General features: G+C 62.9%; 22 protein-coding genes. 14 read left to right on the top strand and 8 right to left on the bottom strand.

The annotated features are described in order from the left end of the window. Positions 1-2 precede the first annotated feature (2 nt). Genes AC1RLZ_RS16895 through rimP form a run of 3 tightly spaced genes read right to left on the bottom strand, consistent with a single transcriptional unit; the run spans position 3 to position 3,195 of the window. On the bottom strand, positions 3-791 hold the full coding sequence (locus tag AC1RLZ_RS16895; protein ID WP_493189527.1) for an RNA-binding protein: 789 nt from the start codon (positions 789-791) through the stop codon (positions 3-5). 16 nt (positions 792-807) lie between these two features. Beyond that, positions 808-2,412, bottom strand: a complete 1,605-nt coding sequence (gene nusA, locus AC1RLZ_RS16890) for a transcription termination factor NusA (protein WP_493189526.1) — start codon at positions 2,410-2,412, stop codon at positions 808-810. 3 nt (positions 2,413-2,415) lie between these two features. Then, the gene (rimP, locus tag AC1RLZ_RS16885; RefSeq protein ID WP_371423536.1) at positions 2,416-3,195 is read right to left on the bottom strand and encodes a ribosome maturation factor RimP; all 780 of its coding nucleotides are present in this window, start codon (positions 3,193-3,195) and stop codon (positions 2,416-2,418) included. 370 nt (positions 3,196-3,565) lie between these two features. Between rimP and AC1RLZ_RS16880 the strand changes: the two genes are divergently transcribed. Next, positions 3,566-4,669, top strand: a complete 1,104-nt coding sequence (locus tag AC1RLZ_RS16880; protein WP_493189525.1) for a DUF2336 domain-containing protein — start codon at positions 3,566-3,568, stop codon at positions 4,667-4,669. Here AC1RLZ_RS16880 and AC1RLZ_RS16875 read toward each other — a convergent pair. Continuing rightward, the gene (locus tag AC1RLZ_RS16875) at positions 4,646-5,599 is read right to left on the bottom strand and encodes a LysR family transcriptional regulator (RefSeq protein ID WP_493189524.1); all 954 of its coding nucleotides are present in this window, start codon (positions 5,597-5,599) and stop codon (positions 4,646-4,648) included. The genes AC1RLZ_RS16880 and AC1RLZ_RS16875 overlap by 24 nt on opposite strands. Positions 5,600-5,725: 126 nt before the next feature. Between AC1RLZ_RS16875 and AC1RLZ_RS16870 the strand changes: the two genes are divergently transcribed. Beyond that, positions 5,726-6,727, top strand: coding sequence for an aldo/keto reductase (locus AC1RLZ_RS16870; RefSeq protein WP_493189523.1), 1,002 nt, complete (start codon positions 5,726-5,728; stop codon positions 6,725-6,727). Between the two features lie 3 nt (positions 6,728-6,730). Here AC1RLZ_RS16870 and AC1RLZ_RS16865 read toward each other — a convergent pair whose 3' ends face one another. Continuing rightward, the gene (locus AC1RLZ_RS16865; protein WP_493189522.1) at positions 6,731-7,531 is read right to left on the bottom strand and encodes a HesA/MoeB/ThiF family protein; all 801 of its coding nucleotides are present in this window, start codon (positions 7,529-7,531) and stop codon (positions 6,731-6,733) included. A gap of 114 nt (positions 7,532-7,645) precedes the next feature. On the opposite strand from AC1RLZ_RS16865, the gene AC1RLZ_RS16860 reads away from it, so the two are divergent. From AC1RLZ_RS16860 to AC1RLZ_RS16850, 3 genes are read left to right on the top strand one after another with little or no spacing between them, the layout of a single operon-like run. Beyond that, positions 7,646-9,007, top strand: coding sequence for a serine protease (locus tag AC1RLZ_RS16860; protein ID WP_493189521.1), 1,362 nt, complete (start codon positions 7,646-7,648; stop codon positions 9,005-9,007). A 60-nt stretch (positions 9,008-9,067) separates the two neighbouring features. Further along, entirely contained in the window at positions 9,068-9,307 is a 240-nt protein-coding gene (locus tag AC1RLZ_RS16855) for an antitoxin (RefSeq protein ID WP_493189520.1), read from the top strand. A 14-nt stretch (positions 9,308-9,321) separates the two neighbouring features. Continuing rightward, entirely contained in the window at positions 9,322-9,711 is a 390-nt protein-coding gene (locus AC1RLZ_RS16850) for a type II toxin-antitoxin system VapC family toxin (protein WP_493189536.1), read from the top strand. Between the two features lie 20 nt (positions 9,712-9,731). Here AC1RLZ_RS16850 and AC1RLZ_RS16845 read toward each other — a convergent pair whose 3' ends face one another. Together AC1RLZ_RS16845 and AC1RLZ_RS16840 are read right to left on the bottom strand one after the other, a co-directional pair. After that, complete coding sequence (locus tag AC1RLZ_RS16845; RefSeq protein WP_493189519.1) at positions 9,732-10,409, bottom strand: PilZ domain-containing protein; 678 nt, start codon at positions 10,407-10,409, stop codon at positions 9,732-9,734. 164 nt (positions 10,410-10,573) lie between these two features. Next, complete coding sequence (locus tag AC1RLZ_RS16840; protein WP_493189518.1) at positions 10,574-11,371, bottom strand: class I SAM-dependent methyltransferase; 798 nt, start codon at positions 11,369-11,371, stop codon at positions 10,574-10,576. 185 nt (positions 11,372-11,556) lie between these two features. On the opposite strand from AC1RLZ_RS16840, the gene rutA reads away from it, so the two are divergent. Further along, on the top strand, positions 11,557-12,657 hold the full coding sequence (gene rutA, locus AC1RLZ_RS16835) for a pyrimidine utilization protein A (RefSeq protein WP_493189517.1): 1,101 nt from the start codon (positions 11,557-11,559) through the stop codon (positions 12,655-12,657). Positions 12,658-12,705: 48 nt separating this feature from the next. On the opposite strand, the gene mutM is transcribed toward rutA, so the two are convergent. Beyond that, on the bottom strand, positions 12,706-13,587 hold the full coding sequence (gene mutM, locus AC1RLZ_RS16830) for a bifunctional DNA-formamidopyrimidine glycosylase/DNA-(apurinic or apyrimidinic site) lyase (RefSeq protein ID WP_493189516.1): 882 nt from the start codon (positions 13,585-13,587) through the stop codon (positions 12,706-12,708). Between the two features lie 94 nt (positions 13,588-13,681). On the opposite strand from mutM, the gene ubiE reads away from it, so the two are divergent. From ubiE to AC1RLZ_RS16790, 8 genes are all read left to right on the top strand, one after another. Next, positions 13,682-14,443 carry a bifunctional demethylmenaquinone methyltransferase/2-methoxy-6-polyprenyl-1,4-benzoquinol methylase UbiE gene (ubiE, locus tag AC1RLZ_RS16825; protein WP_371423614.1) on the top strand — a complete coding sequence of 254 codons (762 nt, stop codon included), beginning with the start codon at positions 13,682-13,684 and terminating at the stop codon, positions 14,441-14,443. Further along, entirely contained in the window at positions 14,440-16,008 is a 1,569-nt protein-coding gene (gene ubiB / locus AC1RLZ_RS16820) for a 2-polyprenylphenol 6-hydroxylase (protein WP_493189515.1), read from the top strand. The genes ubiE and ubiB overlap by 4 nt, the downstream gene beginning before the upstream one ends. A 62-nt stretch (positions 16,009-16,070) precedes the next feature. Continuing rightward, positions 16,071-17,510 carry a bifunctional phosphopantothenoylcysteine decarboxylase/phosphopantothenate--cysteine ligase CoaBC gene (gene coaBC / locus AC1RLZ_RS16815; protein ID WP_493189514.1) on the top strand — a complete coding sequence of 480 codons (1,440 nt, stop codon included), beginning with the start codon at positions 16,071-16,073 and terminating at the stop codon, positions 17,508-17,510. A gap of 17 nt (positions 17,511-17,527) precedes the next feature. Then, positions 17,528-17,992, top strand: a complete 465-nt coding sequence (dut, locus tag AC1RLZ_RS16810; protein WP_493189513.1) for a dUTP diphosphatase — start codon at positions 17,528-17,530, stop codon at positions 17,990-17,992. A gap of 172 nt (positions 17,993-18,164) precedes the next feature. Continuing rightward, positions 18,165-20,687, top strand: coding sequence for a sensor histidine kinase (locus AC1RLZ_RS16805; protein ID WP_493189512.1), 2,523 nt, complete (start codon positions 18,165-18,167; stop codon positions 20,685-20,687). Positions 20,688-20,698: 11 nt separating this feature from the next. Beyond that, positions 20,699-22,222 carry a tRNA (adenosine(37)-N6)-threonylcarbamoyltransferase complex ATPase subunit type 1 TsaE gene (tsaE, locus tag AC1RLZ_RS16800; RefSeq protein WP_493189535.1) on the top strand — a complete coding sequence of 508 codons (1,524 nt, stop codon included), beginning with the start codon at positions 20,699-20,701 and terminating at the stop codon, positions 22,220-22,222. 157 nt (positions 22,223-22,379) lie between these two features. Then, positions 22,380-22,697, top strand: a complete 318-nt coding sequence (locus tag AC1RLZ_RS16795) for a PilZ domain-containing protein (protein WP_493189534.1) — start codon at positions 22,380-22,382, stop codon at positions 22,695-22,697. A 176-nt stretch (positions 22,698-22,873) separates the two neighbouring features. Next, positions 22,874-23,596 carry a nucleotidyltransferase family protein gene (locus AC1RLZ_RS16790; RefSeq protein ID WP_493189511.1) on the top strand — a complete coding sequence of 241 codons (723 nt, stop codon included), beginning with the start codon at positions 22,874-22,876 and terminating at the stop codon, positions 23,594-23,596. Positions 23,597-23,631: the final 35 nt, after the last annotated feature.

Genomic DNA, 23,631 nt, shown 5'->3' with positions numbered 1-23,631 from the left:
TCCTAATCTTGTTGCGTTGTGCGCGGTCGCACAGTCGTCGAAGTTTCGATCAGCGAGATCGTTGGCGTCAGCGGCTCCGTCTCCGGCGCAGCAGTTGTCAGCGAAGCTTTGGCGCTTGCGTTGATGTCGTCGTCAGCCAGCCGGTATTGGACCAGAGTCTGGCTGCGTGACAGGAACGTTTTGCCCGCCGGGCCCGTAAGCACGGCAGCATGTATCACATTTGACCGCCCCAATGCCAAATCCAATTCATCGGAGCTCAAAACCGTAATGATCGGCAGTTTCGGCGCGTCATCGCCGGATTCCGCGTCAAATTCCACGCGTTGCCGGGCAATGCCGTCCAGTTTGCGGATTCCATCAGGGGCGCCGTTGGACGCATGGAGCAGAACACCGACCGTTCCGCGGCGCAGGGCGTCTTCGACCTTGGTGAAACCGGAGACCACCTGACCGGCCTTGGCGGTCATGGCCAGCGCCTCGATAACACCGCGCACCATCAGCCTGTCGGTGTCGTCAGCCAGGGTTGGCGACGCCTTGACCGCTTTCTTGAAGCCCTTGGCGAAAAGATTGCGCTTGGCCGCCTCGGCCACCGCCTTGCGGGAGGCCGTGACCCAGAGGCCGCGGCCAGGAAGCTTGCGCTTCAGGTCCGGGATCGCCTCGCCCGTGGGCGCGACGACGAAACGGATCAGATCATCGATCGGGCGCACGCTCCGCGTGACCACGCACATCCGTTCGGTCCCGGGCTTGGTGCTCCGGGGGCCGTTATCCAGATCTGCTTGGTCAGCAATGGCGAGCATGCGCGTGGCATTGTCCTTACGCTTCTTCGGTGGCGTCGACCGCAGCACCCTTGTCGAGATCGGCCTGGGTGATCCAGCCGGCCACGACGCGGGCCTGCATGATCAGCTGCTCGGCGTCTTCACGGGAGATCTCGCTGGCATCGAGAATGCCCGGGTGCTTGGTCGGCTCGGAGCCTTCCTTGCGCTCGGTCCAGCCCACCAGATCGTCGGTGGCGCAGCCGGCAAGATCCTCGACGGTCTTGATGTCGTTTTCGCCGAACTTGACCATCATCTTGAGGGTCACGCCCGGAACATCCTTCAAAGCGTCTTCCACACCCAGTTCCTTACGTTTGCCTTCGAGTTCAGCTTCGAGCTGCTCGAGATATTCACGTGCGCGGCTCTGCAATTCGGCCGCTGTTTCGTCGTCGAAGCCTTCGATGCCAGCCAGTTCCTTGGCATCGACCATCGAGAGCTCTTCCACCGAGGTGAAACCTTCCGACGCGAGCAGCTGACCGACGACTTCGTCGACGTTCAGCGCTTCCATGAAGACGCGCGTGGAATTTTCGAAATCGGCCTGGCGACGTTCGGATTCTTCCTGCTCGGTCAGGATGTCGATATCCCAGCCGGTCAGCTGCGAAGCCAGGCGCACATTCTGGCCGCGACGACCGATCGCAAGGGATAGCTGGTTATTGGTGTCCGGAACGACAACCTCGATACGCTCACGATCTTCATCGATCACGACTTTCGAGACTTCCGCCGGCGCCAGCGCGTTCACCACGAAAGTGGCGATATCCGGCGACCACGGAATGATGTCGATCTTTTCGCCCTGCAGCTCATTGACCACCGCCTGCACGCGGGAACCACGCATACCGACGCAGGCGCCAACCGGATCCACCGACGAGTCGCGCGAGATCACGCCGATTTTCGCACGCGAGCCGGGATCGCGGGCCACGGCCTTGATCTCGACGATACCGTCATAGATTTCAGGCACTTCCTGCGCGAACAGCTTGGCCATGAATTGCGGATGGGTGCGCGACAGGAAGATCTGCGGACCGCGGGTCTCGCGGCGTACGTCAAACACATAGGCGCGGACGCGATCGCCGTTGCGGAACACTTCGCGCGGCAGCATCTCGTCGCGGCGCACGATGGCTTCGCTGCGGCCGAGATCGACGATCACCGAACCGTATTCGACGCGCTTGACGATGCCGTTGACGATCTCGCCGATGCGATCCTTGAATTCCTGGTACTGCCGGTCACGCTCGGCTTCGCGCACCTTCTGCACGATGACCTGCTTGGCAGACTGCGCGGCGATACGGCCGTATTCCAGCGGCGGCAGTGTGTCGGCAATGGTATCGCCGATCTGCGCACCCGGATTGGCGCGCTGCGCATCAAACAGCGAGGTCTGGTTCGACGAGTTCTCGACGTCCTCGACCACCAGCATGTGGCGCGTCAGCGACAGCTGGCCGGTCTTGGGATGAATCTCGGCATGCACATCGGTTTCGGAGCCGTAACGCGCACGGGCCGCTTTTGCGATCGCCTCTTCCATCGCCTGGATGACGATGTTGCGGTCGATCGATTTTTCGCGCGCGACGGCGTCGGCGATCTGCAGCAGTTCGAGTTTATTGGCGCTAACAGCGGCCATAGCTCATTCTCCTTCGATGGGATCGATTTCGCCTCGGCGCGCACGATCGGCGGCCAGACGATGTTCTTTGGTATTCTTCGGCAAAGGCTTCTTGGCAGCTTTCGCGGCCTTGAGTTTCGGCTTCGGCGCAAAGCTCTTTTTCGGATCGCTGCGCTTGGCATGGGGGGCCGGCGGCGGCGCCAGACCGAGTTCCCGCTTGAGATCAAGCTCGGCGTGCTTGCCGCGGCGCATGGACTCGGCGATCAGCTCGTCGGTCAGCACCAGGCTGGCATTGGAGATGTCTTCCAGCGGCAACCGCGTGATGGGGTCCTCGCCATCGCGGGCGCCTTCGCGCTCGATCAGCACGACATCGCCTTCGATCGCGCCGAGCAGGCCACGGAAGCGTTTGCGGCCACCAACGGCGACAGCCATCTCGATCTTAACCAGATAGCCATGATAACGCTCGAAATCGGTGCGCCGGACCAGCGGACGATCGATGCCGGGCGAGGAAATTTCGAGGCGATAGGCGCGCTGGATCGGATCGGCGACGTCCATCACCGGCGACAGCGCGTTCGAGATCGCCTCGCAATCCTCGACCAGCATGGTGCCGTCCGGCCGCTCTGCCATGATCTGCACGGTGCAGCCGAGTTCGCCGGAAATCTTGATCCGCACCAGCCGGTAACCGAGGTTTTCAAGCACAGGCGTGGCGACAGCCGATACCCGCGCCGCAGCACCCGGCTCGATCACCAGGCGCGGCTCGGAAAGCAGCTCGGTATCAACGGTTTCTGGCTTTTGGTCGGTCATGTCCAGGATCGAATTATTCCGGTTGGAGAATGTCTGAATTCGCGTGCCGCCTGCAGATAAGGTCGTATGTCGCGTCGGGCTTTCGGCCCTTCCTTGGACCCGGACGAACCCCGCCGGGATCACCAGCCAGGGCCCATTCAGGTAATAAAAAAGAGCGGGTCCCGAGGGGCCCACTCTCAAACGCGATCGTATGAGAACCTAATAACTTGTGGGCGATATAGCCGTTTTCCAGTGCGCCGGCAAGGTCGCAGTGGCTGCCCGGCAATATTTCTGCAACCCGCGGTAGCCCAATCCTGCGGCTAACCGTTCCTTCACGAACCCGATCTAGGGTGCGCCAGCCTTTCCGTATGGTGGTGTTGAGTATTTTTTGATGGCTGAGGCGAAATCGCTCATTCCGGGCCTGGATAACATCGTCAGAGATAGCGATCCGAAGCGCCGCGGCGAGGCGGTGCGTAAGATTTCAGAGCTCTTCCTGAAGGGAGCTTCCCGCTATCAGCCAGCCCATGTCGATCTGTTCGACGGCATCCTGACCAGTCTGGTTCCACAAACCGAGGTCGAGGCGCGCAGCGCGCTGGCCGAACGGCTGTCCGACCTCGTCAATGCGCCGCCGCAACTCATCGCCCTGCTGGTCCGTGACGACGAAATCCTGATCGCCGGGCCGCTGCTGCGCCGCTCGCCGCTGATCGACGAGCCGACGCTGGTCGACATCGCCAAGATTCAGGGCCAGTCGCATCTGCTGGCGATTTCCGACCGCTCGACGCTGACGCCGCGCCTCACCGACGTGATCGTCCGCCGCGGCGACCGCGACGTGATCCGCCGGGTCGCCGGCAATGCCGGCGCCGCTTTCTCGCAGCTCGGCTATACCGGCCTCATTCGCCGCGCCAGCGATGACGGCGTGCTCGCCGTTACCATCGGCCAGCGCGACGATCTCGCGCCCGATCAGCTCAAACACCTGCTAGCGCAGTCGGTCGAGGTGGTTCGCCGCCGGCTGTTCGATGCCGCAGCCCCTGAACTGCGCACCGCGATCAACCGCGCGATGCAGGACATCACCGGCGCGCCGACGCACCTGACCGCCACCCGCGACTTCGCCACCGCGCAGCGTGCCATTCGCAAACTGCACCAGGCCGACGAGCTGAACGAAGGCGCGCTTTTGCGCTTTGCTCGCGCTCATCAATATGAGGAAACCGCCGCTGCCCTGGCCGCCCTGTCGGGCGTGCGGATCGGAACCATCGACCAGCTTCTCAAAGGCGACCGCGACGATCCAATGCTGATCCTCGGCAAATCGATCGGGATTTCCTGGGCCACCGTTCGCGCCCTGATGACACTGCGCCTCGGCCCCGGCCGTTCGCCTGCCGCCGCCGATGTCGAGGAAGCCCGGCAGAATTTCGAGCGCCTGGTGCCCGCCACGGCACAGCGCGTGCTGACCTTCTGGCAGACCCGCGAGACCGCCTCAGCGATCCCCCTGCCGCTCTGATCCGCCGGGGTTGTCCGGGGCCGCAGCCCGCCGCTCCCGTTTGCGCCACTCCGCCACAAAACTCACGAACGCCGCCAAAGCCGGCGGCGGCTGCCGGCGGCTCGGATAATACAGGAACGGGCCCGGGAATGGCGGCAACCAGTCTTCCAGCACGCTGATCAGCCTCCCGGTCGCGAGGTCGTCCCGGACATAGTCCTCAAACACCGCGTAAAAACCAAGTCCGTCCCGGGCCGCTTCCAGCCCGAGGCGGGAATAGCTCGCCAGCAGCGGCCCCCGCGGCGGTATCCGGATCACCTGTCCGTCCTTTTCGAACTCCCATTCCGGAATCGAACCGTTGTCGAAACGCGTTCTGATGCAGCAATGCTGCAGCAATTGCTGCGGCGCGGTAGGGCGCCCATGCTGCGCAATATATTGCGGGGAAGCCACCATCACGAAGCGCTGTGGCGGCCCCAGTGAGACCGCGATCATGTCCTGCGCCAGATCCTCGCCGTAGCGAATGCCGGCATCGAACCCCCTGGCGACGATGTCGATCAATGACGTCTCGGCAACGATCTCAAGCTCAACCTGCGGATATTGCTGCAGAAATGGCGTGACCATCGGCGCGACGACGATATCGATGGCTGGTGCCGGAGCGTTAATCCTGAGACGGCCAGAGGGCACCTCACCGAAATCGCGAATTTCTTGCAGCGCAGCATGAACGTCGCCCATGGCTGGAGCTATTTTGCGCTGCAGCAATTCGCCGGCCTCGGTGAGCGCGACGCTGCGTGTTGTGCGATGCAGCAAACGTACCCCGAGCCGTTCTTCCATGTCGCGCAGGCGCTGGCTCAGGCTGGACACCGAAACATGGGTCTCCACCGCAGCCCGCCGGAAATTCCGGGTCCGGGCCACCGCCAGAAAGGCCGCCAGATCGCGCAAATCGAGATCGCTCATTGTTCGCCAGAGTGAACAAGCCTTTCGGGATTGTCCATCTTATCGGATCAATAGCGCGGGCTCATATCCGGCGGCAGCGGCAAGGATCGGTATGGATCGGGCCTGCCGCTTTCTGGGAGCACCACCATGAACCATCTTCAACTCGGAAAGACCGGCCCCAAAGTAGGCGCCCTCGGCCTCGGCTGCATGGGTATGTCGGATGTCTACGGCCCCGCCGACCGCGGCGAGAGCATTGCCACCATCCACGCCGCATTGGAGGCCGGCGTCACCCTCATCGATACCGGCGACTTCTACGCCATGGGCCACAACGAACTCCTCATCGCCGAAGCCCTGCGCGGCCGCAGCCGCGACAACCTGCAGCTTTCGGTCAAATTTGGCGGCATGCGCCATCCCGCCGGTGCCTTCATGGGTTTCGACAACCGCCCGATAGCCGTGAAGAATTTCGTGGCCTATTCGCTGGTGCGGCTCGGCGTCGAGGCCATCGACATCTATCGCCCCGCCCGGCTCGACCCCAATGTGCCCATCGAGGACACCGTCGGCGCCATCGCGGACCTGATCAAGGCCGGTTACGTCAAACATATCGGCCTGTCCGAAGTCGGCTCCGAGACCATCCGCCGCGCCCATAAAGTGCACCCGATCACCGACCTGCAGATCGAATATTCGCTGATCTCGCGCGGCATCGAGGACGACATCCTGCCGACCTGCCGGGAGCTCGGCATCGGCATCACGGCTTACGGCGTGCTGGCGCGCGGTCTCATCGGCGGCCACTTCACCAAGAACGGCATGAACGCAAAGGACTATCGCAGCCACAGCCCACGCTTCAGCGCTGCAAATATCGATCAGAATCTGGCTCTGGTTGAAAAAATCCGCGTTATCGCCAGCGAGATCGGTGCCTCGGTCGCGCAGGTCGCCATCGCCTGGGTTGCCGCGCAAGGCCAGGACATCCTGCCCGTGGTCGGCGCCAGGCGGCGCGATCGACTCACTGAAGCGCTGGGATCGCTGGATGTGAAACTCACGCCCGCGCATCTCAAGGCGCTGGCGGAGGCGATCCCGGCCGATGCGGCAGCCGGCGGCCGTTATCCGGACGAGCATCTGGCGCATCTGGACAGCGAGAAGAAGCGGGCCTGAAGATCACAGATACGCGCTCAAATCCCGGATGCTCGGCGCATCCCCGTTCAGCGGATTCGCCGGGTCGCGCCCGTAACGCAGCGTTTCAAAGCGCATGTTGCGGGCGTCGATCATCAGCAGGCGTCCGACCAGCCCCTCGCCGAAGCCGACGATCTCGCGGATCGCTTCCAGCGCCATCATCGAACCGACCATGCCGGCCAGCGCGCCCATGACGCCGGCTTCCTGGCAGCTCGGCACCGTGCCCGGCGGCGGCGCTTCCGGGAACAGGCAGCGATAGGTCGGATTCAACACGCCCGCTGCATTGGCCTCATGGGCCCGGATCGTGGTCAGCGACGCATCGAAGGTGCCGAGCGCCGCAGAGATCAGGGGTTTCTTCGCGAGATAGCACGCGTCTGACATCAGGTAGCGCGTGACGAAATTGTCGGAACCGTCGAGCACGAGATCGTAGCCCGACAACAGCGCCATCGCATTCGCGGCGTTGAGCCTGACAGCATGGCCGACAAATTTCACATGCGGATTGAGCGCATGGATCTTTGCGGCGGCGCTCTCGGTTTTCAGCGCGCCGATATCCGGCGTCGCATGGATGATCTGCCGCTGCAGATTGGACAGCGATACCGTGTCGTCATCGATCACGCCGAGTGTGCCGATGCCCGCCGCGGCCAGATACATCAGCGCCGGTGCACCCAGCCCGCCGGCGCCGATCACCAGCACTTTCGCGCGCTGCAGCGCCGCCTGGCCGGGACCGCCGACCTCGCGCAACACGATATGGCGCGCATAGCGCTCGAGTTCATCGGCATTCAGCATCGTATCGTTACGCCCTGTCCCGCATTGTCGTGGACCCTTCCCGCGCTGTCACCGACCCACGAGATGTGCTTAATTCCACTGAAATCAATCACCAGCTTCAACACCGGACATGTCATGAGATCGATGCTTTCAGCAACATTGATGATCGTGGCAGTCTCTGCGGCGCATGCGCAGGTGCAGGCGACGCCTCCCGCGGTGCAGGGCATCAAACCCAAGCCGGTGACGACCACGCCGATCCGCCCGGCGCTGCAGACCCCCGCGGACACCGCCAATGCCATGGCGCAGGCCGAGCGGCTCGGGATCCAGTCGGATCTGGCATGGACCGGGCAGTATAACGGCGCCATCACCGGGGAGGTCTCGGATCGCATGGTCAATGCGATCAAGACGTTCCAGAAGGACAACGGCGGCAAGCAAACGGGCGTGCTGAACCCGCAGGAGCGCGATCTGCTGCGCGCCGCGGCGAAGAAGCTTCAGGACAATGTCGGCTGGAAAATGGTCACCGACATGGTGACCGGCGCACGGCTCGGCATTCCCGGCAAGCTGGTGCCACAGCAGGCCTCCGACGCGAACGGCAGCAAGTGGTCGTCATCCACCGGCACGATCCAGATCACGCTGGCGCGCCGCAAGGAGGACGCGCCTTCCACCGCGAAGCTCGCCGAGGCGGAGCGCAAGGAGCCCGGCCGCAAGATCGACTATCAGGTGGTGAAGCCGGATTTCTTCGTCCTGTCCGGCCTGCAGAACCAGAAGAAGTTCTACATCCGTGGCCAATTCAAGGACTCCGAGGTCCGCATCCTCTCGATCTTCTATGATCAGGCGACCGAAGGCACGATGGAGCCGGTGGTGATCGCGATGTCCTCGGCCTTCAACGCATTCCCCATCGGCGCACAGGCGATGGGCCCGCCGCCCCGCAAGAAAGTCGAATATGCCAGCGGCATCGTGGTGAGCGATGACGGCGCCATCGTCACCGACCGACAGGCGGTGGATGGCTGCATGTCCATCGTCGTTGCCGGTTATGGCAATGCGGACAAACTCGCCGAGGACAAGGCGCACGATCTCGCGCTGCTGCGTATCTATGGCGCGCGCGAGCTGAAGCCGCTGTCGCTTGGTACGGGTGCTGCAAAACCCAATCTCGATCTCATCGGCATCGCCGATCCGCAGAACCAGGGCGGCGGCGCAGCCATCACCAGTGTGAAGGCAGTCGCCACGCCGGTCGGCACCGGAAGCGAACTGGCGCTGTCACCTGCCCCGGGGCTCGGCTTTGCCGGCGCAGCCGCCATCGACAGCGACGGAAAATTCGCAGGACTCGCGCAATTGAAGCCGTTGCTCGTGGCCGGTCCGCCGAATGCGGCGCCGCAGGCGGCTCTGGTGCCCGCGGATCTGGTGCGGAATTTCGTGAAAGCGAATGGCGTGAGCGCGACCGGCACCTCGGCGGACGCCAAGGCTGCGATGGTGCGTGTGATCTGCGTGCGAAAGTAGTTTTCGCTGGAAATCGGGGCTTTTTTGGCCTATGCTTAGGCATATGCCACGGAGGTGCCGATGACCGACTCCCGTCATGTCAGGCTGTTTCGTAACGGCCGCAATCAGGCGGTCCGTATTCCCGTCGAATTCGAGTTACCGGGCGACGAAGCCGTCATGCACCGCGACGGCGACAGGCTCGTGATCGAGCCCGTACGCAAACGCGGCCTGCTCGCACTGCTCGATACGATGGAACCCTTCGCCGAAGAATTTCCGGATGTCGATGCAGGCTTGCGCCCGTTAAGGGACATCGAGCTTTGAACACTCCACGCTACATGCTCGACACAAATATCATTTCGGATTTGATCCGAAATCCAGCGGGCCGTGCGGCCGGGAGAATTCGCAAACTCGGCGCCGAGGGGCTTTGCGTCAGTATCATCACCTCTGCCGAATTACGGTTTGGATGCACCAAACGCAGTTCGCCGCGGCTCTCGCAACTCGTAGAGCAGGTGCTGAATGAACTCGACATCCTGCCGCTGGAGAGCCCGGCCGACACCGAATACGCGCGCATTCGCCACGACCTCGAAAAGAAGGGCATCCCCATCGGCCCGAATGACCTGCTGATAGCGGCTCACGCCTGCGCCGTCGATGCCACGCTGGTAACTGCGAATGCGAAGGAGTTCAAACGGGTGAGCGGTCTCAAGGTTGAGAACTGGCTGTCATAGGCAGCGGCCTATCCGATGCTCTAATCCACTTCCTCGTACATCGTATCCATCTGCGCCGCGAACGGCGTCGCGCGCGGCGCAGGTGCTGCCGGCGCACGGATGATCCGGCGTTCGAGGTGTTCGCGATTCTGCTGCTCGACGAATTTCACTGCGAAGCCGCCCGGGAGATGGCGCACCACGCGGCCGACGCAGGCGCCGACGGCGAGCGGCGTTCCGACCTCGGGCTGCACATCGGCTGACACGGCAGCGCCGGACACCGACATGTCGATGACGAAGCAGCTTTTCACGCTGCCGTCGGCCAAGGCCAGCGTGGAATGCGGGCTCGCGGGAATGAGGCGCGCCTGCTTGCGCTCTTCGCGCACCATGGGGTCTTTCTGGAATTTCTCCAGCCAGATCAGCTTGTCCGATAGCTTCTGGCGCATCGGCGGCGTCATGTTGAGTTCGAGCAGCAAGCTGCCGGAAATGGCGTCGCTGATGCGGCCTTCGAGCTGACCAAAGTCGCCAAAATAGGGTGTGATGCGATCGCCGATACGGCCCACCACAGGCACATCGACAATCATCCTGAACGGCGAGACGCGGCTGGTCCGGCAGGCGAAGCTCCGCGGCTTGCCTTCGGCATCCAGCCAGTTCGACAGTGTATACTGACCGCTGACGACGATATTGACGGCGCGCTGCTTGAGGAATTTTTCAACGGACACGGGTTCACCCTCTACGGCACATCTCCACCACCATAGAAAACCCGACCATGCGAGCGTTTGCGCGCATTTTGGTTATTTCGTTACTTATGCACCCCTTCAAATTGAAGAAATATTGCCGGAAAAATTCCGGCGATTGGATCACGGTAGCTGGCAGTCGCCCTGCCTCAGCCGGGCACCCGCCCCTTGATGGCATTGGCGCGGGCACTGCAGGTGATCCGGCCCGTTGCATCCTCCGCAAGTCCCGCCCGCACGCGCGATTTGAGCTGAACGATCTCCTCCGGAGTCATCACCGTCAAAGCTGCCGTCACCGATGGCCCCGCGGACGAGGCCGACCAGAAGTCATCGAAATCGGTAAACGCACGGGTCACATCGATCACACGCGTTTCGACCTCGACCAGGCCGGCGGAGGTCCACAGCGACTGCATCACGTCGAGGCGTGACGCGTCCACCCTCGGCGGCAGCGACGGCATGTGACCCATCTTGCTGAGTTCACCGAGGATCGGCTGCAGCGGGAAACCGCCACCGTCCATATCCCACGCATAGGCTGCCACCGTGCCGCCGGGCGACACGACGCGCACCATCTCCGCAACGCCCCTCGATGGCTCCGGCACGAAGAAGATCACCAGCGCCATCACGGCAACATCGAAGGATTTGTCGGAAAACGGCAGCGCCATCGCGTCGCCCAGATGAAACGTCGCCATCGCGGCACCCGGCCGCGTCCGCGCATAGGCGAGCTGCGGCTCCGAGGGATCGATGCCGTCGATCACCGACGGCGCATGGCGCTCGGCGATCAGCTGCGTGAAGGCGCCGTTGCCGCAGCCGACATCGACCCAGGCAAGACCCGGCTTTGGCGCCACCCAATCCAGAAAGACCTCGCCGGCGCTGCGGCTCCAGACGCCCATCATCCGCTCATAGGACGCGCCATCGTTGAAGCGGATGGAGGGAGACGATGCGTCAGTCATGGGCGTCCTCAATGCGGCGTTGGCGGCAGATCATGGACGGAAATGCATCGCCTGCAACCTCTTCCTTCATGGTGAGATCGCTGGTCGAGGCAAGGGAGCATATCGGCACGGTTGTTGCTTTGCTCAACGCAAGCAGAATGGTTCGCGATGCACCGGGGCGTCACGCGGTTGCGAAGGAGAGCGAGATGAAGGTCGGCGTATTCATTCCAATCGGAAACAATGGCTGGTTGCTCTCTGAAAATGCACCGCAATACATGCCGACTTTCGACCTCAACAAGGAGGTCACGCTCAAGGCCGAGCATTACGGCCTCGATTTTGTGCTCTCGATGATCAAATTGCGCGGTTTCGGCGGGAAAACCGAATTCTGGGATCACAATCTGGAATCCTTCACCCTGATGGCCGGCCTGGCCGCGGTGACCAAGCGGATTCAACTGTTCGCGACGGCAGCGACGCTCGTCATGCCGCCTGCGATTGCCGCACGCATGGCAGCGACCATCGATTCGATTTCACATGGCCGCTTCGGACTCAATCTGATCACCGGCTGGCAACGCCCCGAATATTCACAGATGGGGCTCTGGCCGGGCGACGAATATTTCGCACGCCGCTACGAATATCTTTCGGAATATGTCGAGATCCTCCGCGAACTCTGGCAGACCGGCGCCTCGGATCGCAAAGGTGAGTTCTTCCAGATGGAGGACTGCCGCGTCAGCCCGCGACCTCAAGCCGACATGAAGATCATTTGCGCCGGCCAGAGCGGCGCCGGAATGGCCTTCTCTGCAAAATACGCCGACTACAATTTCTGCTTCGGCAAAGGCGTCAATACCCCGACAGATTTCGCCCCCGCCGCTGAGCGGCTGATCGAGGCCACACGCGAAACCGGCCGGACCGTCACGACCTATGTGCTGTTCATGGTGATCGCAGCGGAGACCGACGAAGCTGCGTTTGCAAAGTGGGAGCACTACAAAGCCGGAGTCGATCACGAGGCGGTCGCCTGGCTGGGCGTACAGGGCGCCGTCGACACCAAGTCCGGCAAGGACACCAACATTCGCCAGATGGCGGACCCGACCTCGGCGGTCAATATCAATATGGGGACCTTCGTCGGCTCATTCGCCAATGTCGCCCGCATGCTCGACGAGGTCGCCACCGTGCCGGGGACCGAGGGCGTCTTGCTCACCTTCGACGACTTCGTCCAGGGCGTTGAAGACTTCGGGCAGCGCATTCAGCCGCTGATGACATCGCGTACGGGGGTGGCAGAGGCCGCAGCCGCCGCGTTGAAGGACATGTGACGGTCGATATTCAGCAATGACGTGTCAGCAAATCAAGCGGGCGCAGTGTCACCTTTGACACTTCGGACACCAGAAGGTCGACCGCCCGTTCTGCACGAAGCGCTTCACGATGCCCGAACAGCCATCGGTCTGGCACGGCTCGCCTTCCCGGTCATAGACCTGAAACGAATGCTGGAAGTAGCCCAGCTCGCCATCGGTCTGGCGATGGTCGCGCAGCGACGAACCGCCGGCCTTGATGGCCTGGTTCAGCACCTCGTGGATCGCGGTGACCAGTCGTCTGGAATGATCGGTCGGCTCGCCTTTTTTTGTCGCCAGTGTCGCAGCCAGCCGCCGCGGCGACAGATGCGAGCGAAACAGCGCTTCGCAGACGTAGATGTTGCCGAGGCCTGCGACGACACGCTGGTCGAGCAACGCGGCCTTGAGGCTGGTCTTCTTGCCTGCGGTGGCGTCGGCCAGCATGGCCGCATCGAAGGCGTTGCCCAGCGGCTCCGGGCCGATGTCTTTCAGGAACGGCTCGTTCTCGATCTCGCTGCGCGCAAATATCTTCATGAAGCCGAAGCGGCGCGGGTCGTTGTAGATCACCGACGGGCCAGAGGACATGTGAAAGACAACGTGGTCGTGCGCGCGCTCGTCGCTGCGCGGATGATGGAAGGCGCCCGGGATCACATTTTCTTCATCGGACATCACCCTGAACGAACCGGACATGCCCAGATGCATCAGCAGCACATCGCCGGAATCCAGATCAGCCAGCAGATATTTGGCGCGGCGGCCCAGGCTGGTAATGGTCCGGCCCTGCAACCTCCCGGCAAAATCCGGCTGAAACGGAAACCGCAGGTCTTTTCGCCTGAGATCCAGACGGGTGATCTTCGACCCCTCCATGGCCGGCTGCAGGCCGCGGCGGACGGTCTCGACTTCGGGCAATTCAGGCATGATTCACGTCATTCACCTTGAGATGGGGACGTGATAGCCCCATTGCCGCAGGCGCGCTATGGTCCGCCGCGATGAGGCTTTTGAGATGAGAACGATGGATCAGCCGGGCGAAACCACCCATTTCGGTTTCAGGGACGTCCCCGTGGGCGACAAACAGACGCTGGTGAACGATGTGTTCCACAGCGTCGCGCAGCGTTACGACCTGATGAACGATCTGATGTCCGGCGGCATGCATCGCGTCTGGAAGGACGTGATGATCAATCAGCTCAACCCGCCGCGTTCCGATGCGCCCTTCGCCCTGCTCGACGTCGCCGGGGGCACCGGCGATATTTCCTTCCGCGCCGCCAGGGCGTCGGGCCTCGGCTTTTCCGCGACGGTCTGCGACATCAATACGGGAATGCTGGGAGTCGGCCGCGAGCGCGCCATCAAGCAGCATCTCGAACACCAGGTCTCCTTCGTCGAGGGCAATGCAGAGCAGCTCCAGTTCGCCGACAAGAGTTTCGACGCCTATACGATCGCCTTCGGCATCCGCAACGTGCCGCGCATCGATCGCGCACTGTCCGAGGCCTATCGTGTGCTGAAGCCGGGCAGCCGTTTCCTCTGTCTCGAATTCTCGACCGTCGATGTGCCCGGTCTCGACAAGATTTACGACCTGTTCTCGTTCAAGGTGATCCCGCCGCTTGGCAAGGCCGTCACCGGTGATTCCGAATCCTACCAGTATCTCGTCGAATCGATCCGCAAATTTCCGAAGCCGCCGATCTTTGCCGATATGATTCGCGAGGCCGGCTTCTCCCGCGTGAAATATGAACTCCTCTCGGGCGGCATCGTCGCGCTGCATTCGGGCTGGCGTTTGTGATCTCTGCACTCAATCATATGGCGCGGCTCGCCCGCGCCGGCTTCGTGTTTGCGCGCGAAGGCGTGTTCGGCGTCGTCGATCCCTCGCTGGTGCCGCCGCCGGGACAACTCGCGCTGCGCATGGCGCGGCTCATTGAGCGGCCCGGCGCCAAATCCGGCGCACGGCTGTCGCGCGCACTGACGCGGCTGGGACCTGCCTATCTCAAGCTCGGACAGTTTCTCGCGACGCGCCCCGACGTGGTCGGCATCGCCATGGCGCGCGATCTCGAAAGCCTGCAGGACCGGCTTCCGCCGTTTTCCCTGACCGAAGCCGAAGGCGTCGTCGCCGCTTCGCTGGAACGGCCGATGGCGCAGCTCTATGCGAGCTTCAGCCCGCCAGTTGCCGCAGCCTCGATCGCGCAAGTGCATCGCGCCGAGATCGACAAGGACGGTGTCCGCAAGACCTACGCCGTGAAAGTGCTGCGCCCGAATGTCGCCGCGCAATTCCGCCGCGACCTCGGCGATTTCGCTTACGTCGCCCATAAGGCTGAAGAGCATTTTTCCGAGGCGCGGCGCCTTCGCCTGATCGAGATCATCAATACCATGTCGCGCTCGGTGGCGATGGAGATGGATCTTCGTCTCGAAGCCGCAGCACTGTCCGAGATGGCGGAGAACACCCGCAACGATCCGGACTTCCGCGTGCCGGAGGTGGACTGGGATCGCACCTCGCACAATGTGCTGACCATGGAATGGATCGACGGCATCGCGCTGAACGATCACAAGTCCCTGGAAGAATCCAACGTCGATCTGCCGGATCTCGGCCGCAAGGTGATCCAGAGCTTCCTGCGCCACGCGCTGCGCGACGGCTTCTTCCATGCCGACATGCACCCCGGCAATCTGTTCCTCGATCCTGACGGCCGCCTCGTCGCCGTCGACTTCGGCATCATGGGCCGGCTCGGGCTGAAGGAGCGCCGCTTCCTCGCGGAGATTCTGCTCGGCTTCATCACCCGCAACTATCGCCGCGTGGCCGAAGTTCACTTCGAGGCCGGCTATGTGCCGGGCCATCACTCGGTGGAGAATTTCGCGCAGGCGATCCGCGCCATCGGCGAGCCGATTCACAATCGCACCGCCGAAGAAATCTCGATGGCCAAGCTGCTGACGCTGCTGCTTGAGGTCACCGGTCTGTTCGACATGCGCACGCGGCCGGAATTGATTTTGCTGCAGAAGACCATGGTTGTTGTCGAAGGTGTCGCGCGAAGCTTCGATCCCAAGCTCGACATCTGGAAGGTCGCCGATCCCGTCGTCCGCGAATGGATCGAGCGCAATCTCGGACCGCTCGGCAAAATCCAGGGTGCGCTGTCCGGCGCCGGCGAACTCGGCAAGGTCGTCGGCAGCCTGCCGGCCCTGGCGACGCGGGCGCTGACGGTGCTCGAACAGTTGGAGACCATGACCCGGGACGGCGTCAGGCTCGACGACGCAACCATCGCCGCCATCGCGCGGGCGCGGGCCAAGCAGCTGCGCTGGCGTACGGTTGGCGTCTGGGTGATCGCGCTGTCGTTCCTGGGACTGCTGCTCTCGGTCCGCTAGCGATTGATTGCAATGCTGGCATTTCGTGCTAGCATTGCTGTCATAACGAGCGTGAGATCATCATGGCCAGCCTGACCATCCGTAAACTCGACGATGCCATCCGCGACGAATTGCGCCTGCGCGCGGCGCGTAATGGTCGATCGGTCGAGGACGAGGTGCGGGTCATCTTGCGCGAGGCGTCGCAAGACGGCCTCAAGCCTGACGCGAGTTTTCCGCAAGACGCGCCAGGCCCCGAAAACCTGCCCAAGCCCTTGAAAAATATCGACGATCAGCTCCGCGTGACGCTGATCATCGGGGGCGGAATCGCAGCCTATAAAGCGCTCGATCTGATCCGCCGGCTGAAGGAGCGGCACATCCATGTCCGCGTGGTGCTGACCCGGGCCGCGCAGCAATTCGTCACGCCGCTCGCTGCCAGTGCGCTGTCCAACGAGCGCGCCTATACCGACCTGTTCGATCCGCAGAGCGAATTCGATGCCGGGCATATTCGTCTTGCGCGCGAATGCGATCTGATCGTTGTGGCGCCGGCGACTGCCGATCTGATGGCAAAGATGGCCAACGGCCACGCCGATGATCTGGCCTCTGCGATTCTGCTCGCCGCCGACAAACCCATTCTGATCGCGCCGGCGATGAATCCACTGATGTGGAATAACGCAGCGACCCGCCGCAATGCCGCGCAATTGCAGCGCGATGGCGTAAGGATGATCGGGCCGAATGCCGGCGAGATGGCCGAGCGCAACGAATCCGGCATCGGCCGCATGGCGGAGCCGACCGAGATTGCGATTGCCGCGCACAGCTTCCTCCGTCCGCCGCGCGCGCAGCCCCTGGCCGGCAAGCGCGTGCTGATCACCGCAGGTCCGACCCATGAGCCGATCGATCCGGTGCGCTACATCGCCAATCGCTCGTCCGGCAAACAGGGCTATGCGATTGCCGCTGCGGCACGGGCCGCAGGTGCCGAGGTGATTCTCGTGTCAGGCCCGGTCGATCTCGACGAGGTGCCGGGCGTGACCATGACGCATGTCGAATCCGCGCGCGACATGCTCGCGGCGGTCCAGTCCGCGTTGCCGGTCGACATCGCGATCTTCGCGGCGGCCGTGGCCGATTGGCGCGTCGTCAACGAAGGTGCGCAGAAATTGAAGAAGACGGCCGGTGCCGCAATGGCGCCGCTGCAGCTTACCGAAAATCCCGACATCCTCGCCACGATCTCGAAACTTCCCGAGCGTCGTCCGCCGCTGGTGATTGGCTTCGCCGCCGAGACCGAACATCTGATCGACAACGCCAAAGCCAAGATCGCGCGCAAGGGCTGCGACTGGATCGTCGCCAACGACGTCTCGCCGGCCACTGGCATCATGGGCGGCGACGACAATACCGTGCATCTGCTGACGCGCAGCACGGACAGCACCGATATCGCCGTTGATTCGTGGGCACCGATGAGCAAGGAACAGGTCGCGACGACCCTGGTCGCGCGAATCGCCGACGCGGTGACATCAAATAAATCGACGTAATCCACGAAAGACCAATCATGAGCGCTGCCATCCCCGTACAGGTCGACGTCCAGCAGCTCCCGCATGGCGCAGGCCTCGCGCTGCCGGCCTATCAGACCGCACATGCTGCCGGCCTTGACCTGCTCGCCGCGGTTCCCGAAGACCAGCCGACGATTCTCGCCAGCGGCAAATATGCGCTGGTGCCGACCGCGCTGACCATCGCGCTGCCACCCGGCTATGAAGCGCAGGTGCGCCCACGCTCCGGCCTTGCCGCCAAGCACGGCGTCACCGTGCTGAACTCACCCGGTACCATCGACGCCGATTACCGCGGCGAGATCGGCGTACTCCTGATCAATCACGGCCCGGCAGATTTCACGATCAAACGCGGCGAGCGAATCGCGCAGATGGTGATCGCGCCGGTCACGCATGCGGAACTCGTGGTGGCCACAGCACTCGGCGAGACCGAACGCGGCAGCGGCGGCTTCGGATCCACCGGCCGATAGCGCGCATTTCGTCACATTGCGCAGCATTTGAATCAAAGGCGCCTGCATTTTTTAACCGGGGACTCTGCGTTCACGGTCTGGACTCTTACCCGGCGACTCCCGAAGCGGATATTGTCAAACGATTCGCGATCGGGCGGGGCTGGTCGGGAAGACGTGCGGTTTGGGGCGAATGATGTCAGGCGTGATCGCGGCGATGCGTCGGACCTTGCTGTCGTGCACTTCTATGGTGCGCGACGGGCTTGTCGGCATTAGTGCGTCTGCACTTCTGGCCACTTCCTCGGCGTCGGCAGCTGACGGCCCCTTCATCACCCAGACGCTGGCCAACCTGCTCGACCTCGATCGCCAGGAAATCGCAGCCCTGACGACAGCCACAGCGGTACTCGGCTTCTCCGTCGTCTCCGCCATCCTGTTGATGCACAATCGCATTCGCTCCGCCAGGACCGAGGCGAAGTTGCGCTCCGAACTGCACACGCTGCAGGTCGAAGCCGACCGCTTTCGCGCCTTGCTGTTCACCGAACCGCAAGTGCTGATCGCCTGGGCTGCTGGCGAGAACCGCCCCGACATCTCTGGCGACACCGCACTGATGATGTCGCAGGACGTGCAGACCCATCAGCCGCAGCGCATCCTCGCTTTCGGAACCTGGTTGCCGCCGGAACCCGCGCTGCGGATGGATCACGCCGTCGATGCGCTACTCGATGCCGGCGAAGGTTTCCTGCTGAATCTGACGACGTCGAGCGGCCGCGCCATCGAGGCGATGGGCCGCGCCATCGGCGGCCAGGCCATTGTCCGGATTCGCGAATTGAGCGGTTTGCGCCGCGAGCTCGCCGAAGTCTCGCTGCGTTACAAGGAGCTGGCCGAGGAAGCCGAGATTCTCCGCGGCTTCGCCAATGCGGCGCCATGGCCGATCTGGGCCAAGGGTGCCGATGGCGGCTTGAGTTTCGCCAATGCCGCCTATGCGCGTGCGACTGAAGCGACTGATACGGGCGATGCGGTCCGTCGCAATCTGGAACTGCTGGACAGCGACGATCGCGGCAATCTGGCGCGGGCGCTGAACGACAACCAGCCTTTCGCCGCGCGCCTGCCCATCGTGATCTCCGGCGAACGCCGCATTTTCGACGTCCACGCCGCTAAGGTCGCCAGCGGCAGCGCCGGCATGGCGATCGACGCCAGCGAGGCCGCGGCACTCAGCGCTGCCCTCGTGCGTATGGCCGAAGCGCATCGCCGCACCCTCGACCAGTTGTCCTCCGGCGTTGCCGTATTCGACGGCCAGCGTCGCCTCACCTTCTACAACGACGCCTATCGCCGGCTGTGGGATCTCGACCGCACCTTCCTCGACAGCAATCCCGACGATTCCAGCGTGCTGGACCGTCTCCGGGCCGCGCGAAAACTGCCGGAGCAGCCGGACTTCCGCGCCTGGAAAGCCAAGCTGCACGAAGCCTATCGCGCCGTCGAAGCCCATAAGGATGTCTGGTATCTGCCGGACGGCCGCGCGCTCTCCATCGTCACCACACCCAATCCCGAAGGTGGCGTCACCTATCTGTTCGACGACGTGACCGAGAGCCTCGAACTGGCACGGCGCTTCGACGGCCTGATCCGCGTTCAGCGCGAGACGCTCGACAATCTCGCCGAAGCCGTCGCAGTGTTCGGCAGCAACGGCCGCGCGCAACTGTTCAATCCGGCTTTCGCCAAGATGTGGAAGCTGTCGGACGAATCGCTGAAACAGCGTCCGCATATCGAGATGGTCGAGACCTGGTGCCGGCCGTTGTTCGACGATACCCCGACATGGCAGGCGATCCGCAGCGCCATTACCGGCATCGACAATCGCAAGTCGGTGCCGCTCAAGCTTGAGCGCAAGGACGGCAGCGTGCTGGCCTGCATGACCATGCCGCTGCCCGATGGCGCGACCATGCTGACCTTCCAGGACATTTCCGACGCCGAGAATGTCGAGCGCGCGCTGCGCGAGCGCAACGAGGCGCTCGAGACCGCCGACCAGATGAAGGTCGACTTCGTCCACCACGTCTCCTACGAACTGCGCTCGCCGCTGACCACCATCATCGGCTTCGCGCATCTGCTCAGCGATCCCGTGACCGGCCCGTTGATGCCGAAGCAGGCGGAATATCTCGACTACATCACCACCTCGACCGGCGCGCTGCTGGCGATCATCAATAACATCCTGGATCTCGCCACCATCGACGCCGGCGCGATGACGCTGAATCTCGGCCCGATCGATATTCGCAAGACCATCTCTGCAGCAGCCGAAGGCATTCAGGACCGACTGGTGCGCGACCGCATCGCGCTGCAGATCGATGTTGATCCCGCTATCGGCAGCTTCACCGGCGACGAGAGCCGCGTGGTGCAGGTGCTGTATAACCTGCTGGCCAATGCCGTCGGCTTCTCGCCGCATGATGCCGCGATCACGCTGACCGCACGACGTTCCGATCACACCATTACATTCACTGTCACCGATCGCGGCCCGGGCATTCCGCCTGAGGTGAAAGACAAGGTGTTCGACTGGTTCGAGAGCCACGCCAATGGCTCGCGCCATCGTGGCGCCGGGCTCGGCCTGTCACTGGTGCGCTCCTTCGTCGAACTGCACGGCGGCAAGGTCCGCGTCGATTCCGCCGTGGGCAAGGGCACCACCGTCAGCTGCGATTTCCCCATCGACCAGACCGCGCATCGCAACGCCGCCGAATGAGCGAACCTGTCATCAACGAGCCCTGCACATTTTCGCTGGCGCTCGCAAATGAGAACGCCACTGCGCAACTGATGGCCGACCTCGCTCTGCTGATCGGCCCCGGCGATGTCATTACGCTCTCAGGCGATCTCGGTGCCGGCAAGACCGCCGCGGCGCGTGCGATGATCCGCTATCTCGCTGGGGATTCCGAGCTCGAAGTACCGAGTCCGACCTTCACGCTGGCGCAGAGCTACGACCTGCCGTCGTTTCCTCTTATCCACGCCGATCTCTATCGCATCAACGACGCGAGCGAGCTCGAAGAGATCGGTCTCTCACCGCTCCCGGATGGCGTGGTCGCGCTGATCGAATGGCCGGAGCGCGCCAATGGCACACTGCCACCGGATCGTATCGATATCGCGCTCAGCCACCGGCCGGCACTGGGTTCCGTGGCGCGGGCGGCGGAGATCACCGGTCACGGCAACGCCGCATCCATCGTTCTGCGCCTCAAGGCACTGCGTGAATTTCTCGAAGAGGCACGCTATCTCGACGCTATCAGACAGCGCATGGCCGGCGACGCCTCAACGCGTTCCTATGCGCGGCTGATCCACGGTGACAACGTCTTCATCCTGATGAATGCGCCGAAGCGGCCGGATGGTGCGCCGATCTATAGCGGCAAGTCCTACAGCGCGGCAGTGCATCTGGCCGAGGATGTCAAACCGTTCGTCGCCATTGCGAACGGTCTGCGCGCGCAGGGTATCTCCGCTCCGGCGATCCATCACGCCGATCTCGACGCGGGATTCCTGATCACCGAAGATTTCGGCACGGTGCCGGTGATCGAAGGCGAGCCGTCCGCGCCGATCGCCGAGCGCTACCAGGCTGCGACCGACATGCTCGCAATGCTGCACGGCAAGACGCTGCCGGAGACGCTGCCGCTGTCGCCACATGTCGACTACGCTATTCCCGTCTTCGACACGGATGCATTGCTGGTCGAGATCGGCCTGATGCCGGAATGGTACCTGCCGGACCGTAACGCGCCGCTCGCCGATGAGGCACGCACCGAGTTCTTCTCGATGTGGCGCGAGCTGCTGGCGAAACCCGCTGCGGCACCAAGGACCTGGGTACTGCGCGACTTTCATTCGCCGAACATCATCTGGCTCGACGACCGCGAGGGCATCAACAGGGTCGGCGTGATCGATTTCCAGGACACGGTGCTCGGCCCGCCCGCTTATGATCTCGTGTCGCTGCTGCAGGACGCGCGCATCGACGTGCCCGAGCATCTGGAGCTGACCATGCTGACGCGCTATATCAAGGCGCGGCGCGCAGCCGATCCGGCTTTCGATGCCGCGGCCTTTGCCGAGCTCTATGCGATCATGTCGGCACAGCGGAATACGCGACTGCTCGGGACATTTGCCCGCCTGAACCGCCGCGACGGCAAGCCGCATTATCTCAAGCACCAACCGCGAATCTGGACCTATCTCAACCGCTCGCTGGCGCATCCGACGCTGGCGCCGTTCCAGCAGTGGTATGCAGCGCATGTACCACCGCCCCGCGCCTAGAGCCTTTTATTTCAATGCGTTTTCTTGATGCGAACCGGTCTCCACTTCGCTCGAAAACGCTCTAACACTTCCTTAACCACTTATTAGTTGCAGGCGCCCTATTCTGCGCATGAGCCCTGCACGTGCGCGGCTTGGCGTACTGGACAAGGGACGTGTCATGACGGAGCGACGTGCGGGAGATCGGGTCGTTTTCGAGCGCGGTTTTCCTGCGCACATGATGGGCATCGACGGTACCTGGCGTCGCTCGTGCATCATGGAAGATATTTCCGAGACCGGTGCCAAGCTCACCGTCGATGGTTCGGTCGAAGGACTGAACCTGAAAGAATTCTTCCTTCTGCTCTCGTCCACCGGACTTGCCTATCGCCGCTGCGAACTCGGCTGGGTCAATGGTGATCAGATTGGCGTGAATTTTCTCAAACCCAACGACATAAAGAAAAAGGCGAAACGTCCGGAGACTCAAGGCGCCGAAACATGACTGTGCAGGCGGGTGCAATTGTCGCACCTGCGTCATCTCGGCCCATTATGGCTCGATAGGTTCATGCATGCGGCACGCCGCCATGCTACCATTATTTCAGCTCAAAAATTCGAGAACGATTCCATCAGGGCCATCCATCCTTCAAGGCCCATCCTTCTACCAAGGCCAACGTCGCCATGTCCGTAAGACCCAACAAAGCTATGGTTCTCGCCGCCGGCCTCGGCCTGCGCATGCGACCGCTCACCGACAATCTGCCGAAGCCGCTGGTCCGTGTCGCCGGACAGCCGCTGCTCGATCACGTACTCGACAAGCTCGCTGCTGCAGGCGTGACCGAGGCGGTGGTCAATGTGCATTACCTGCCCGACCAGATCATCGATCATGTCGCGACGCGCACCAAACCGAAGATCATTATTTCCGACGAGCGCGATCAGGTGCTGGGTACCGGTGGTGCTGTGGTGAAGGCCCTGCCGCTGCTCGGCAATGAGCCGTTCTATCATCTCAATGCCGACACGATGTGGATCGACGGCGTGCAGCCGAATCTGGCGCGCCTCGCCGACGCCTTCGATCCCGCACGCATGGATATCCTGCTGCTGATGGCACCCACCGCAAACAGCATCGGCTATGCCGGCTCCGGCGACTACGCGATGCTCACCGATGGTGCGCTGCGTCGCCGCAAGGAGAACCAGGTCGTCCCGTTCGTCTATGCCGGCGTCGCGATCCTCTCGCCCGCGCTGTTCAAGGATGCACCATCCGGCGAATTCTCGCTGACCAAACTGTTCGACAAGGCCAACGAGCAGGAGCGCCTGTTCGGCCTGCGCATGGAAGGCGTCTGGATGCATGTCGGCACGCCCGATGCCGTGCGCGCCGCGGAAGATGCGTTCCTCGCCAGCGTCGCCTGAGTTTCCTGCGACTCCCGTCGCCTTCCCAGCCATGC

Source organism: Tardiphaga sp. GW822-FHT04G09, assembly GCF_058800725.1.
This window is presented reverse-complemented; position numbering and strand designations above follow the sequence as displayed.